We start from the raw sequence: 14,705 nt of genomic DNA, 5'->3' as shown, positions 1-14,705 counted from the left end.
TTGGCGATGGCGCGTTTGGTGAACTCGTCGGTGTTGACGATGATCTCGGCGCCGCGCGGCAGGTCGGGCAGATTGGCCTTCAGTGCGGCGGGGTTCATTGCGACCAGGACGTTCGGGGCGTCGCCGGGGGTGAGGATGTCGTGGTCGGCGAAGTGGAGCTGGAAGGAGGAGACGCCCGGCAGGGTGCCCGCGGGGGCTCGGATCTCGGCGGGGAAGTTCGGCAGGGTCGACAGGTCGTTGCCGAACGACGCGGTCTCGGAGGTGAACCGGTCCCCGGTCAACTGCATACCGTCACCGGAGTCGCCGGCGAACCGGATGATCACCCGATCGAGGCGCTTCACCTGCTTGGTTCGAGCGACTGAGCTGCTCAACTGTCTCGACCTCCTCGAGGCCCTGCGCGGTGGGTTGCGTGGGGCCGGGGGGAGGACTGGTCGAACCGATGGCCGGTGCTCCCCCGGGCTGCCTGTCGCGGCTGCCCGACGAAGCGGACGGGAACGTGCTCCTCGCTGGGCGGCCGAGCCGCTGGAAGCTTCGGGAACAGGGCTAGAGGGCGGGTCAAGAAGTGATGCAGACACCTACCGTGCGTGAAAAACCGGGATGGGCCGTCGGCACCGCCCGACGGCCCACCTGGTGGCGCCTCAACCGGGGCGCGCCGAATCCCGCGGCGTGCCCGTGACGCCAGAAGATCACGCGCCGGCGTGCCCCACATTGAGGTACGAGTCGAACTCCACGCGCACCCGCTTGACGTCGCGCAGCGCCTCGATGACATCGAGGGGCAGCCATCCGACGTTCTCCTCGAGATCGACATGGCGCAGCACCGGCAAGGACAGCAGCGCCGTGAGGTCGGTCAGGAAGGGGCATCGCGCGAGGCCGACCTTCTCCAGCCGGGTCAGACCCGCCGCCGGATCCATGTTGTCGATGCTCGATCCGCTCAGATCCAGGGACTTCAGCTCCGGCCAGTTCTCCAGCCCGGCGCAGTCCCGCAACTGCCGGGCGTCGACGACCTCCAGGGTCTCCAGTCGCTTCAGCGGTGTCAGGGGCCCCAGCGAGTCAAGGTCGACCGGGTTCTCCACGCGCAGACGGAGCAGCCGCTCATGGCGGGCGACCGCCTCCAGGTCCGCCGCGCCGACCGACCCCGACAGGCAGACGTCGCGCAGCCACCCGGCCTCCGGGTCGGGCAGCACCACCGGGGGCCGCGGGGCCTTGCCCAGCCGCAGATGCAGCCGCCACAGATCCCGGCAGTCCTCGACCCCCGAGGTGTCGCCCAGACCGTCGTCGGGCTCGGCACGCAGGCTCCGCAGCTCGGTGAGAGGACGGCAGAAGTCCAGGTCCTTCATCGTTCCGCCGCTGATCCGCAGGGTGCGCAACCCGGTGAGGCCGCGAAGCGGCGACCAGTCCGTGACGCGTGAACAGCCCTCCAGGCAGAGCACCGAGAGATTCGGCAGTCCGGCGAGGAAGCCCAGGTCCTCCAAATGGCGGCAGTTGACCAGATGGAGCCGTTCCAGGCCGGACAGCCGGCCCAGCGGGCCGTAGTCCCGCACGAGCGGCCCCACGCGCAGGCCCAGTTGGCGGAGCGTGGTCAGGTGCTCCAGACCGTCCAGCCGCTCGAGATACCGGAAGCCGGTGCAGTCGAGCACCTCGACGGCGCTCAGGCCCGCCCAGGTCCGCGGGTCCGCCTCGCACGTTCCCTTCTCGATGCCGACCGACAGCCGGCGGACATGCTTCAGCGCGCCGACCGCGGGGACCTTGTGCGCGGTGTCGACGCGCAGCGTCTCGGCGCCGAAGTCGATCTCGCCGAGCACCCGCTGGGCGTACTCCACGGCGTCGAACCGGTCCCACATCTCGCAGAACAACTCCCTCGCCCACGCGGGCAGCCGGCCGGCGCGGCCGAGTTCGGCCGCGTAGTCGGCGATCAGGGCCATGGCCTCCGGGCCGCCGATGCAGCCGGCCGCGAAGACGCAGGCCTCGATCGTGGCGGGGTCACCGGTGTGCCCGGCCAGCCAGTTGAGGATGTGGTCGCCCACACCGGCGAGCATCCTGGCCTCCTCGCGTGAGCGGGGCGGAAGGATCTCGGTCAGGAGCGTGCGCACGGACCGCGCGACCCCGGGCTCGACGCTCGTCGCGCTCACGCACTCCGCGATCAGCAGCAGGAGGTCGCGGCGGCGGCCGGACGATGCGGCGGTGGCCTCGGCGACCAGGTCGCGCACCAGCACACTGGCGTCCCGGCGCGACGACTTGGCGGCCGCGAAGACCAGGATCCGCTGCCACTGGGCGTCGTCGTACCTGATGTACTCCACCAGCCGAGGGGCCTCCCCGCGGTCGACGTAGTCGCACGCGGCCAGGTACTCCTGGAAGGTGCGGTGGGCGAACTGCACCTCGTTCGGGCCCACCCGCTGCAGGACCGCGCTGCGCTCGACGACGTACTCCAGGGCGTCGTCCAGGCCCAGGCGGGGGCTGGCGAAGGTGTCCATCAGGTGGGTGAGGATCTCGCGGACCGTGGCCCCCCGGTTGGCCTCGAACGACTGAAGCTCGCTCCACGTGGTCGCGTACCGCTCGTCGAGGACGGCCAGGGGCTGGATCCGCAGGCTGGAGACGGCGTTGTCGGCCATGTGGCGGGCGATGGCCTGGACGATGTACTCCTTGTCCGTCTGCTCGATGCGATGGCCCGCACCCGGCACTCCGCGCTGCCTGTCGCGGGCGTCCAGGAGGGCCTTGACGACCTTCCCGTACAGGTTCGCCCTGCTCTTGGGGACGTCGTCGGACAGGTTCGAGGCGTAGAAGGCGCAGAGCATCGCGCACAGCAGCGGTGTCTCGGCCAGGTCGCTCACCGACCGCCGCTCCGCGATGTGGCCGAGCAGCCGTTCACGCCGCCCCTTGTAGACCCGCTTCGCGTTGGACGGACTGGTCTTCAGCAGGTAGCTGAACCAGTGCCGCACGCATCGGCGGACATCGGCGTCCCGCATCGGCTGGAGCGTGAGCCGGCGGAAGCTCCGCTCGGAGAACCAGCGTGTGTCCAGCGCCTCCGGACGCGAGGTCACGATGAACTTGGCCTCCGGGTACCGCGCCATCAAGGAGGCGATCCACGTCTGGGCGTCCCGGCGGTGGGGGAGGGGGACCAACTCGTCGAGGCCGTCGAAGACCAGCAGCGCGTTGCCGCCGCGCAACTGCGCCTCGATCCAGTCGTCCGGCACATTGCCCACACGGTGCGAGCCGATCCTCGCCAGATCCGTCACGGAGGGCTGTGCCTGCCTCGACCCGACGAAGAGGTGGCGCAACTGCACCACGAACGGTACGAGGCCCTGGAAGGCCTCCAGCGTCTGGGGGAAGTCGCGCCTCGCGGCGCGTACCGCCAGCCACTGGGTGACGGTCGTCTTCCCCGACCCCGGTGCCCCCGTGATGAGGATGCGCACCTGCTCCGGGCCCTCGTCCTCGTCCCCGGAGACCGGGCGCAGGCCCGGAATCCGGTTCCGGGTGTCCCTCATGGGCTTGGAGGCTTCGGCCACGGCCGCGTCGACCCGCATCAGCGCGTCCCTGCCCGACGTCCGGCGGTCGGGGACGGAGGAGAGCAGGCTGATGTAGCCGATGTCGACCGGCTGGCGGCGAAAGCTCTCCGGCACATCGATGCCGAACAGCTCCATATAGCCGTGGGTCTGCAGGATGTCGGTCAGATACCTTGCCTCGAAGAGGCTGACCTCCGCCGACACCTCGGCGCGCTGCCGGGGGACCATGAACGTGTCGATGCTGTCGCGGAGGCACTCGAGGACCGCGTCTGCGACGGCGCGTGGCTGCCGCTGCGCCCGGTTCTGCAGCGCCGACGCCAGCCGGGTCGCCATCGAGACCGTGTACTCCGCCGCCTGGTGCAGGAAAAGCTGGCCGTACTCCTGCGCCTGGGCGTCCAGTTCCGCGTCACGCCAGCGCTGGACGGTGCGCGGACGCAGGCGGGTGGCGACGTTCTCGCCCCGCATGCGCAGGTCCACCAGTTCCGCCGGGGTCAGCGCCAGCTCGGCGACACCGGCGTGGACGGCGTCGACCGCGGCGTCCTTCCCGCCCTCGGCCATCCGCCTGGGCCCCACCGCGTCGAAGGCCTCGAGGCAGCGGGCCAGTTGGAGGCAGGCGGTCTCGACGCCGAGCGTCAGCTCCCGGCGCAGACGCCGGTCGCCCTGTTCGCCGAGCAGAACCGCCGCTGTGTCGGCCGGCGTGCGCACATGCTCACGGCACTGCGGCTCGGCGATGGTGATCGCCGAGACGACAACTACCTCGGCCAGGCGGTCGAATCGTTCCGCGGACATGCGTTCCCCCCGGTGTGCTCGCCCCGAACCGCGCGGGGGCCTTCCTGTGTGGCTTCCCTCTTCGTCCGCGTGGCAGGCCCGTCACAGGCCCAGGAGTTCGGTGACACCGATGGCCACCACCCCCGATTCATGGGCCACGACCAGGCGGTTGCCCGCCGCGGCCATCGCGTGCACGGGTTCCGACATGAACAGCCGCGTCACCGTGGCCGCCTCGACCGGGTCCCACAGCCGCAGGCTGCCGTGCTCCCCACCGGACGCCAGCAGGGCCCGCCCACCCGGGACGGGGACGAGGGCCAGGGTGCGCAGCAGCTCGACGCGGCCCGCCCCGATCCAGCCCACCCGCAGGCCCGTCAACGGGTCGAGCAGCCCGATGCCGTGCCCGTCCGTCGAGGCCAGGACCGTGCGCCCTCCGGGGAACGGGACGGGGACCAGGGCCCTGACGGCTCCCCGGTAGCAGTGTGTGGCCGGTCCGACAGCCCCGCCGGTCGCCGGGTTCCAGCGGCGCACCGCACCGTCGTCACCGCCGGAGAGCAGCATGGAGCCGCCGCGCGCCTCGACCCCGCACAGCGCCCGCACCCACCCGCGGTGCGCGGTGCGCGGTGCGCCCCTCGTCCGACCGGAGGCGGTGTCCCACAGGTGCACCGAGCCGTCGTCGCACCCGGCGGCCAGAAGGGTGTCCGCCTCCGTAAGCCGCAGCTCGGCCAGGACCCGGACGGCGGCACCGCACCCGGGCAGCGTGGGTCCGCACCGCTCACCGGTGGCCGGATCCCACATCCTCACGCAGCCGTCCCGGTGCCCGGTCGCGAGGGCGTGGCGGCCGTCGGCCAGCCGGACGGACGCCAGCGACAGGGCCGAGCCGTCCCGGGCGCCCCACGCCTTGTGCAGGCGGGCTCCCGTCCTGGCGTCGGCCAGCCGGGCCGTGCCGTCGCCGTACCCGATGGCCACCGCATGGCGTCCGTGGGGCAGTTCGAGCCCCGCCAGCGCCCGGGAGCCGGTGCGGCGCCTGCTCGCGGGCCGCGCGTCGGAGGGATTCCACAGCCGTACGCCGCCGTCCTCGTGCCCGGAGGCCAGGAACACCCGTCCGTCGTCCAGCCGAAGCTCCTCCAGCGCGTGCACCGCCCCCGCGCGGCCGTGGCCGAGCGTGCCGACCCGGCCGCCGAACTCCACCGAGCCGATACGGATCGTCCCGTCCGCGCCCCCCGACGCCGCCGCGGTCCGGCCGTCCGGGAGCCGGACCCCGGCCAGGGCGTGCACGACACCGTGCCCAGGACGCAGCCGCCGACGGCTCGGCCGACCCGTGCCCGGCGACCACAGCCGCATCGTGCCGTCGTCCCCGCCCGACGCGAGGACGACCCGTCCGTCCTCGGTCACCAGCGGCGCGAGAGCCAGCACGGCGCCGATATGGCCCCGCCCGGTCTCGGCCGCGGGGCGACCGTTCAGCACGTCCCAGAACCGCACGGTTCCGTCCTCGCCTCCCGAGGCGAGCAGGACCCGACCGGGCTCCGACGGAACGCGCACGAGAGCACGCACGGGCCCGCCGTGGACGAGGGCGGGGCGCTCGAGCGGCTGCCCGGACCCGGGATCCCACAGTCGGATCGTGCCGTCCCCGCTGCCCGAGGCCAGCAGCGTCCCGCCGTCCGGCAGCGCGATGCGCGCCAGCGCGCGGACACCGCCGCGATGGCCGTCCAGCGGTTCGCCGACCGCGGTGCCCGAGACCGGGTCCCACAGCCGCACGGTGGTGTCCGATCCGCCCGAGGCCAGCAGCACCCGCCCGTCCCCCGTGCGCACACTGGTCAGGGCCAGCACCCCGCCGCGGTGCCCACGCAGGGGCTCACCGACGGGGCGCGCGGCCGGCGGGTCCCACAGCCGGACGCTTCCGTCGCTTCCGGCGGAGGCGAGCAGGATCCGCCCGTCGTCGGGAGCCAGCCGCGCCAGTGCCTGAACGACGCCGTCGTGACCCCGCATGCTCAAGTGCGCGGGGAACGCCGACGTCGAGGCCCAGGCGACCACGGGCTCGCGGTCGGGGCTGCGCAGCGCCCGCGCCAGGGCCTCGGCCGGGGTGTGCCGGGTCATCGTGACCTCGCGCTGGGCCGCACGCTCCCTCGGCGTGAGTGCCTGAAGCCGTTGGTGGGCGGACATCACGGCCGCGATCTCGGGCGGAAGGACAGCGCGCCCGAAGGCGCCGCGCACGGCGTCGGCGGCCACCGCGCCGGGGTCGAGGCGGTCCAGAACCCTGGGCAGCGCAGCGAGTTCGCCCCATACGCCGGCGCGGGCCACATGCCCGGACAGATGGCGGACGATGTACGGGTCGGGGGGAGCGGGCAGGGCTTCACGGGCGGCGGCGAGCAGGGCCCGAGCGGCCCTTGTGTGGCCGTCGGCCCCGTCTGCCTTGTCGACCCCGTCGGTCCCGCCCGTCCCGCCTGCCTTGTCGGTCCTGTCTGCCTTGTCGGTCCTGTTGGTCCTGTCGGTCCTGCCGGTCCGGGCCGCCTCGCCCGTCTCGAAGTGCTCCTGGAACGTGCGGTGGGCCAGGCGGTAGACGCTGCGGCCGTCCTCGGTGTCCAGCAGGACGTAGGGCGAGGCGATCCGCAGCAGCCGGTCGACGTCCTCCTCCGTGGGAGCGCCGAGCTTCCCGTCGGCGACCGCCTCGGCGATCCGGCCCCAGATCCGTTCGGCGCGCGGCAGCCCGCGGCCGAGCGCCAGGGACAGCGCCCGCAGGAGGGGGACGCTCCACGGGAACTCCTCGTCGAGCCGCGCCACGGCGAGGGCGAACAGGCCGCGGTGATCACGTGTCAGCAGGCGCGTCAGGGCGGTGAGTCCCGGTTCGGTGAGCAGACCGGGGCGGGCGAGGATCTCGTGGACGGCGAGTCGGGCGAAGAGGAACTCCCGGTCGTGGCCACGGATCGCCGTGGTCACGCGCTCCAGGACGCCGGAGGGGAGCTTGATCCTGTCCTCCCGTTCGGCCTGCCGCAGGCGACGACTGACAAAGGCGGCCACCGCCTCGGGATCGTTGGAGAGGCGGAGCAGTTCAGGACCGGCGTCGCGACCGCCCCCGAGCGCTGTGAGCAGGTCCTGTCCGCTGCCCTGCGCCCGGGGGCGGGTGCCGACGAGGACGCGCACCCCGCCCCGGCGGGAGAGCGGCCCCAGCACTCCGGCGGCCACGGCACCGGGTTCCTGGGCCTCGTCGAGGGCGTCGGCGAGGATCGTGAACGGGCGGCTGCGGGACGCGAGCCGGGAGAGGATCCGGTCGAGGCCGGGCGGTGTTTCGGTGTCCGGAACCGCGTCAGGGGTGTCGGCCGGGGTGTCGGCACCGGCGTGGGCGTCCCTGTACGGCCCGCCCGGGCCGTCGGCGGCTTCTCCGTCCGGGCTGTCGGCATCACCCAACTCACGCCCCTCACTCAACTCACTGGCCTCGATCGCCTCGGCCAGGCGCTCCACCAGCGACCCCACCGTCGCCCCGGCCAGATGCAGGACGGCGTCGAAAGCCCCGGACGGCGGTCGATCGTCCTCGGGCAGCGGGGTCAGACGCCCCTGGTCGACGAGGAGTTCCCGCAACCGGTCATTGGTGTGGATGAGCACATTGCCCAGCAACGCGGACTTGCCGGCGCCGGCCGGGCCGCAGACGACCAGCATGCCCGAGCCCGCCCGTCTCAACCACGCGGCGATGGCCGCCCGTTCACGCACACGGCCCTCGAAGTACCACGACAGCTCACCGTGCTCGGCGCCCTGCGCCTTCGGGACGAAGTGGCCGCGCTCGTCCTGCGGCAGGTGCCGCAGCAGCTCCTGGAGCTCTTCGTGGGTGTCGACGGGCGCCGTGACGGCCGCCGGCAGGAGGCGGTGAGGATTCGGCAGCGGTGGGACGTCGCGGATGTGCAGGGCGTGGACGCGCAGGGTCGCGCTCTCGAGGCGCCCGAAGAGTTCGTGCACGGGTATGGACTCGTCGTTGTTGGGGAACGACGCGAGCACCTCCCGCAGACGCGCGCGGAAGGCACCGAGTTCACCGGCCCCCATGCCCCCGGAGCCCACCAGGACCAGACGCTGGGGCAGGTTGCCCTCCTCGGTGAGGCGGTTGAGGACCAGTTGTACGAAACGCTCGGCCCCACATGCCTCGACCACCACGGCGGCCCACGCGGCCGGTCCGGCCGCCTCCCGTTCGAGCCATTCGTCGGCGATCGCGTCGGCGAAGGTCTGCGGACGCACGCCGGTGACCGCCCTGTCCGGGGTGCTGTCGTGCGCGGCGAGCCACGCGTCCTGCCCCGTGGACTCGCCGTGCCCCACCCAGTACAGCATCGAGGGGCCGTCGTCGGCCCGCCTCGACCAGGCGTCGAGGCGGGCGATCACCGCGCCGAGCGTCCGCTCGTGCTCGGCGGCCCGCCACTGGTCCGTCCGGGCACCGAGCGGTGCCAGCAACTCACCGATCCCCGCGGCCTCCTCGCCGGCCGGGACGCCCGGGTATCCCGCGTCCCGGTACGTGTCGATCGGGAGGCACACCAACGCGAAGCCGTCCGCGCTCTCCATGGTCCTATCCGTCGAGGGAGTCGTCGCCGTCCAGGGACGCGCGGAGGCCCAGGGACGCGCGGGGGTCCGAGGACGCGCGGGGGTCCCAGGACGCGCCGGGGTCCGAGGACACATGGGGGTCCGAGGACACGTGGGGGTCCAGGGGCGCGGCCATGACGAGTTGGCTGACCTCGGAGAGCCCGCGGCCCTTGACCTCCACCCGGTACAGCCCGGGCGACGGCAGGGCCACCGAGGCACGCACAATGCCGTCACGGACGACCAGTGGGGGCCGTGCCACGGTCCGGCCGGTCGTGGCGTCGACGACCCTGCACCGCACGCCGACCGGGCTGTCCCGGTGGTCCACGACGACACTCAACGGCTCGGCGGGCCGAACGACATCGGGCAGCCGCAGTCCCACCCCTTCCTCGGCCGCCAGCGAGGGCCCCTTCCTCCGGCGCACCAGCACCGCTCGCAGGATCGTCATCACATCGTCGGACCGGCACAAGCCGCTGTGCGTCTGCGGCAGATGGACCGGGTTCGAGTCCGGCAGGGCGGCGGACTCGCTGTACACGGTCTCGTCACCGCTCAGATCGAGCCGTTCCAGCACACCCCCGTCATTGAGATGGCAGGTGTAACCATGGGCCCGCGCGACTCCGTCGGCGAGCGTGAGCGACTGCATGGTGTGCTGGAGGTCCCCCACCAGTGCCAGGGGCGGACCCTCCTCGGCCGCCAGCAGCTCCTCCCGCCAGGCGAACGACTCACGGGCCAGCTCCGCGTCGCCGCCGAGCGCCGCGACATCGGCCTCGGTCAGACGCCGCGCGGTCGTCCCCTCGTCCACACAGCGGTAGCCGGGCAGCAGATCGTGCAGCCCCGGCAGGGTGGCGGCCAGCTCCCGCAGCCTGCGGTGGGGCAGCGGCAGCGGTGAACCCTTCCCCGAGCTGAGGAGCACGGCGGCCTTGACCGAACCGTAGAACGGGGTCCCCAAGGTCACGGTCTCCCGCACCAGTTCGGAGCCTGCGAGCACCGCCGTGAAGTGCCGGGCGAGCAGACCGCCCATCGAGTGCGCCACGATCACCAGCCGGGCACCGCCGTTGGCGGGATCCGCGGCCCTCCACCGCTCCAGATGCGCCTGCGCCGCGTCGGCCAGCAGGCGGGCGTTCAGGGCGACGGGCAGACGCCAGTCGTAGGCGAACTCCAGTACCGCGCCGGGCCCGGCCACCGCCTGGCGCACGGCCGTCACCAGGGGGGTGTAGGGCTCGAAGCCACGTAGGACGGGAGCGAACGCGGGGGCCCGAAGAAGCCCCACGGCCTTGACCCGCCCGATCCGCCCCTCCCGCTCGTCCGGCGTCAGCCGCAGCGCCTCGAGGCTGCGCCCGGTCGTCCACGCCTGCGCGTACCACCGGGGATCCCGCAGCCCCCACAGCGGCCGCCCCGATTCCACCTCGACCAGTTCGCTGCCCATGATGCCGGGCACCACGACCACCGCGTCCCGGCTGACCGGCCGTGCCCCCTGAACCCCTGCCACCGACCGGCCCCCTCACCGCTCGCCCACACCCGGAAGCCGAATGTAAGCGCCCAGCACCGGCGACGCGCCGGTAACAGAGGAAGATCGCCCGGCCGCGGCCTCGCCCGGCGGGACGAAAGCGCCGCGAGAAGCCGCGACAGCAGAACCGCGAGCACGAAGCCGCGACAGCAGAACCGCGACCGCAATGCCGCGCGAACGAAGCCGCGAGAACAACCGCCAAACGATGCCGGGAAAACGAAGAAGCCCCTGTTCAACCGCTCAACAGGGGTCCTGCTGGTGTCCGAGGGGGGACTTGAACCCCCACGCCCGATAAAGGGCACTAGCACCTCAAGCTAGCGCGTCTGCCATTCCGCCACCCGGACCGGGTGTGCCGGGGGGTCCTGCCCTCCACGACGCGGTCAACCATAGCAAACAAACGATGCCCGCCGATCACCCGCCGTTCGCCTCCCGGGAGGGCCTTGGGCCGGGGTTGCGTGAGGGGGGAGGATGGCGGGGACGACCGCGGACAACCGTGGCCGCTCGCAGACACCCGGAAGCGCGAAACCCGGGAGAGACCCGGAAACGAGGAGGCAGCGTGAGCGAGTCGACCCCGGCGCCGTCGGTGACCGGCCAGGACGAGGTTGTGGATCTGTGCCGTGAGCTGATCAGGATCGACACCAGCAACTACGGGGACCATTCGGGCCCGGGTGAGCGGGCCGCCGCGGAGTACGTCGCAGAGAAGCTCGCCGAGGTCGGCCTCGAGCCGAAGATCATCGAGTCCCACCAGGGCCGGGCCTCCACCGTGGCCCGGATCGAGGGCGAGGACTCCTCCCGGCCCGCGCTGCTGATCCACGGCCACACCGACGTCGTGCCGGCCAACGCCGACGACTGGACCCACCACCCGTTCTCCGGCGAGATCGCGGACGGCTGCGTCTGGGGGCGGGGCGCCGTGGACATGAAGGACATGGACGCGATGACCCTCGCCGTCGTCCGCGACCGGCTGCGCTCGGGCCGCAGGCCCCCGCGGGACATCGTGCTGGCCTTCCTCGCCGACGAGGAGGCGGGCGGCATCTACGGGGCCCGGCACCTCGTCGACAACCACCGGCACCTGTTCGACGGGGTCACCGAGGCCATCGGCGAGGTCGGCGGCTTCTCGTTCACCGTCAACGAGAACCTGCGCCTGTACCTGATCGAGACCGCCCAGAAGGGCATGCACTGGATGCGCCTGACGGTCGAGGGCACCGCCGGGCACGGTTCGATGACGAACAACGACAACGCCATCACCGAGCTGTGCGAGGCCGTGGCCCGGCTGGGCAGGCACAAGTTCCCGGTCCGGCTGACCAAGACCGTCCGCTCGTTCCTGGACGAGCTCTCCGACGCCCTCGGTGTCGAGCTCGACCCCGAGGACATGGACGCGACACTCGCCAAGCTCGGCGGCATCGCAAAGATCATCGGGGCCACGCTGCGCAACACCGCGGCCCCGACGATGCTCGGTGCCGGGTACAAGGTCAACGTGATCCCCGGCCAGGCCACGGCGCACGTCGACGGGCGGTTCCTGCCCGGTTTCGAGGACGAGTTCCTGGCCGACCTCGACCGCATCCTCGGGCCGCGGGTGCGCCGCGAGGACGTGCACGCGGACAAGGCGCTCGAGACCGGGTTCGACGGCGACCTCGTGGAGGCCATGCAGACCGCGCTCAAGGCCGAGGACCCGATCGCACGGGCCGTCCCCTACTGCCTCTCCGGCGGCACGGACGCGAAGTCCTTCGACGACCTGGGGATCCGCTGCTTCGGCTTCGCGCCGCTGAAGCTCCCGCCGGAGCTCGACTTCGCCGGCATGTTCCACGGTGTCGACGAGCGTGTGCCCGTGGACGGACTGAAATTCGGCGTACGAGTGCTCGATCGCTTTATCGACAACTGCTGATCGGCGCTTGTCGAATCGTTCGGCAGTACGTATATCACCCGGAACGGGTGAAGCTTTCTATACGGTCGTAGCTCTAATCACCCTTCTTCGTTGGATCAGTCATATGGATCCGAGGTCGTCGAGGCCGGATTCGTTTGTGTCTGCCAAGGAGGAATTATGATCAAGAAGATCGTCGCTGCGGCCGCTGTTTCCGGTGGTTTCGTGCTGGCCGGCGCCGGGCTGGCCTTCGCCGATTCGGGTGCCCAGGGCGCCGCCGTGAACAGCCCCGGCGTGGTCTCCGGCAACAATGTCCAGGTGCCCGTACATGTGCCGGTCAACGTCTGCGGCAACACCGTGAGCGTGGTCGGCCTGCTGAACCCGACCTTCGGCAGTGTTTGCGCCAACGACTGAATCGACTGACTCGCCTCACTCGACCGGGTCGACCGGGTCGACCGGGACGACGGCGATCCGCCCGAGGCCCATTGCGGTCCACCGCTGAATGCTGCCCCGGAACGCGCGCCATGCGTTCCGGGGCGTACGCGTGCCTCGAATGGGCGTCACTCGAAAAGTACGCCACCCGACCGGGTGAAATGAATATTGGCCATAACCTATTCGTGCCTCTGTCCGTTACTCCGATGCGGGCGTAGGTCCCGCGAGCTTTTCCGGAAGGCAGGGAATCTATGCGACAGGTCGCCAGGAAGGGCCTGGCCACGGCGATGGCCACAGGGGGCATGCTGGCCGCCGCCACTGGCATGGCGTACGCCGATGCGGGAGCGAGCGGCGCCGCCGTCAACTCCCCGGGGGTGGGCTCCGGTAACAACGTGCAGGTCCCCGTGCACATCCCGGTCAATGTGTGCGGAAACACCGTGAATGTCATCGGAGTGCTCAACCCCGCGATCGGCAACCGCTGCGCCAACATCAGCAGGAGCAGCGGCCAGGGGTCCGCAGGTGCGAACGCCCGTGGCGGGGCCAAGGGCTCGCCGGGCGTCATCTCGGGCAACAGCATCCAGGCGCCGATCGACGTGCCGGTCAACGCCTGCGGCAACTCGGTCAGCGGGGGCGGCGCCCTCAACCCCACGCTGGGCAACAGCTGCTCGAACGTGGAGGAGCACAACGGCACACCGGAGAACCCGGGGAACCCCGGTCAGCCGGGCCAGCCAGGTCAGCCGGGGCAGCCAGGTCAGCCGAGCCAGCCGGGCCAGCCCGGTCAGCCGGGGCAGCCCGGTCAGCCGGGTCAACCGGGGCAGCCCGGTCAGCCGGGCATCCCGGAGGTCCCCGGGTCCAAGACGCCTCCGCAGCACCAGGCCCAGACGCCTCCGAAGACCCCGGGCACGCTCGCGGAGACCGGTGCCGGCTCGCTCGGGGCGCTCGGCGGAGCCAGCGCCGCGCTGCTCCTCGGCGGGGCCGTGCTCTACCGCAGGGCGCGGTCCTACCAGGGCTGAGGTCCACGGCACAGGCCGTAAAGGAGCGGGTCCCCGCGCAGGCGGGGGCCCGCTCCGTCGTCTCGCGCCTACCAGGTACGCACGGTGCGGATGATCCTGCGTCTCAACCGCACCCGGCGGCTGCCGTCCGCGTACAGGCGCAGCCGGTCCAACTCCCAGTGCCCGTACTCGGCGTGCTCGGTCAGCAACTGCCGTGCGGCGTTCCGGGAGACACCCCGTGGGACGTAGAGCTCCTGAAATTCATACTCGGCCATCAAATCTATTGTGCGGGCAACGCCCCAGTACGGATAGCGTCAGCACCATGTCTGATGTCGCGCAGCCCACCGTTGCCGAGGTACGCACCGCCGCCGAGGCGGTCAAAGCCGCGCTGGACCGCCATCTGGCCGCGATCGAGGGGGCCGCGGAGCAGGACGGTGGCGGCGACGCCGAAGTCATCGCCGCCTATGACGCACTCGCCGGAGCGGCGGTCGCCTACGACGAGATTCTGGATGTCGTCTACAACGAGGTGACCCCTTTCGAGGTACCCGGGAGCAGTTCCACGGCATACCAGGGCCCGGAGGAGCCCGAGGCCGTCAGTGTCCTGATCCGCCGCGACTACCAGGTGGCCGAGCCGGACAGGCTGCTCGCCCAGGCCACGCGGGTCGCGCGTGTCGCCGACTCCGGCAGTGGGCCCGCCAAGAGTCTGAACGCCGCGATCGGCATCCTCTTCGGCGAGTACGAACCGGACGAGATCGCCTCCCGGTACGAGGAGTTCGGGCTGGAGGAGGGCGACTCCACGCTGTGGGTGGCCGCCACCGAGCCCAGTGAGCCGGGGGAGTGGCTGGCCTCCCCGTTCGACGACGCGGACCCGCAGTTGCTGATCTGCCGCTTCGACATCAGCGCCGTGTACGACGACGAACTCGAAGCCCTCGACCCGGACCGCTGACCGGGCCGCTGACTGGGCCGGGACGCCCCGGCTCCAACCCCCGGCTGCCAACCCCGACCGCAGCCCCCTGACCGCCGGCCCGGGGCCCCTGACCCGTGGCGGCCGACGGCCGACCGCCGACGGCCGGGAGCCCTTGCCAGGTGCAGGGCCC

8 protein-coding genes, 1 tRNA gene and 1 pseudogene are annotated in these 14,705 nt (G+C 72.0%); 4 read left to right on the top strand and 6 right to left on the bottom strand.

Going from position 1 to position 14,705, the window contains the following annotated elements; translation table 11 throughout:
- From IEY86_RS05415 to IEY86_RS05395, 5 genes and pseudogenes are all read right to left on the bottom strand, one after another.
- Positions 1-353 (bottom strand): annotated as a pseudogene (locus tag IEY86_RS05415) (2-oxoacid:acceptor oxidoreductase family protein); the annotation flags it as partial.
- Positions 354-686: 333 nt separating this feature from the next.
- Positions 687-4,289, bottom strand: coding sequence for an NACHT domain-containing protein (locus IEY86_RS05410; protein ID WP_189130335.1), 3,603 nt, complete (start codon positions 4,287-4,289; stop codon positions 687-689).
- Positions 4,290-4,370: 81 nt separating this feature from the next.
- Positions 4,371-8,804: a WD40 repeat domain-containing protein gene (locus IEY86_RS37500; RefSeq protein ID WP_189130334.1), complete on the bottom strand. Its 4,434-nt coding sequence runs from the start codon at positions 8,802-8,804 to the stop codon at positions 4,371-4,373.
- A 4-nt stretch (positions 8,805-8,808) separates the two neighbouring features.
- A complete protein-coding gene (locus tag IEY86_RS05400) occupies positions 8,809-10,308 on the bottom strand; it encodes an esterase/lipase family protein (RefSeq protein ID WP_229698164.1) in 1,500 nt (499 codons plus the stop codon).
- Between the two features lie 274 nt (positions 10,309-10,582).
- Positions 10,583-10,670, bottom strand: a tRNA-Leu gene (locus tag IEY86_RS05395).
- Positions 10,671-10,882: 212 nt separating this feature from the next.
- Here IEY86_RS05395 and IEY86_RS05390 point away from each other — a divergent pair.
- The 3 genes from IEY86_RS05390 to IEY86_RS37775 all read left to right on the top strand — a co-directional run bounded on the left by IEY86_RS05390 (position 10,883) and on the right by IEY86_RS37775 (position 13,629).
- A complete protein-coding gene (locus tag IEY86_RS05390; protein WP_189130333.1) occupies positions 10,883-12,208 on the top strand; it encodes a M20/M25/M40 family metallo-hydrolase in 1,326 nt (441 codons plus the stop codon).
- Positions 12,209-12,364: 156 nt separating this feature from the next.
- Complete coding sequence (locus IEY86_RS05385) at positions 12,365-12,598, top strand: chaplin (protein ID WP_189130332.1); 234 nt, start codon at positions 12,365-12,367, stop codon at positions 12,596-12,598.
- Positions 12,599-12,867: 269 nt separating this feature from the next.
- Positions 12,868-13,629 (top strand): chaplin, encoded by a 762-nt coding sequence (locus IEY86_RS37775; RefSeq protein ID WP_189130331.1) that lies wholly within the window; start codon positions 12,868-12,870, stop codon positions 13,627-13,629.
- A 68-nt stretch (positions 13,630-13,697) separates the two neighbouring features.
- Here IEY86_RS37775 and IEY86_RS05375 read toward each other — a convergent pair whose 3' ends face one another.
- Positions 13,698-13,883 (bottom strand): DUF5703 family protein, encoded by a 186-nt coding sequence (locus tag IEY86_RS05375; RefSeq protein ID WP_189130330.1) that lies wholly within the window; start codon positions 13,881-13,883, stop codon positions 13,698-13,700.
- 47 nt (positions 13,884-13,930) lie between these two features.
- On the opposite strand from IEY86_RS05375, the gene IEY86_RS05370 reads away from it, so the two are divergent.
- On the top strand, positions 13,931-14,554 hold the full coding sequence (locus IEY86_RS05370) for a hypothetical protein (protein ID WP_189130329.1): 624 nt from the start codon (positions 13,931-13,933) through the stop codon (positions 14,552-14,554).
- The last annotated feature ends 151 nt before the right edge of the window (positions 14,555-14,705 follow it).

Origin of the sequence: Wenjunlia tyrosinilytica, assembly GCF_014646055.1 — a bacterium.
GTDB lineage: Bacteria > Actinomycetota > Actinomycetes > Streptomycetales > Streptomycetaceae > Wenjunlia > Wenjunlia tyrosinilytica.
Note: the sequence above shows the minus strand (reverse complement) of the source record. Positions and strands in the feature narration are given on the sequence as shown.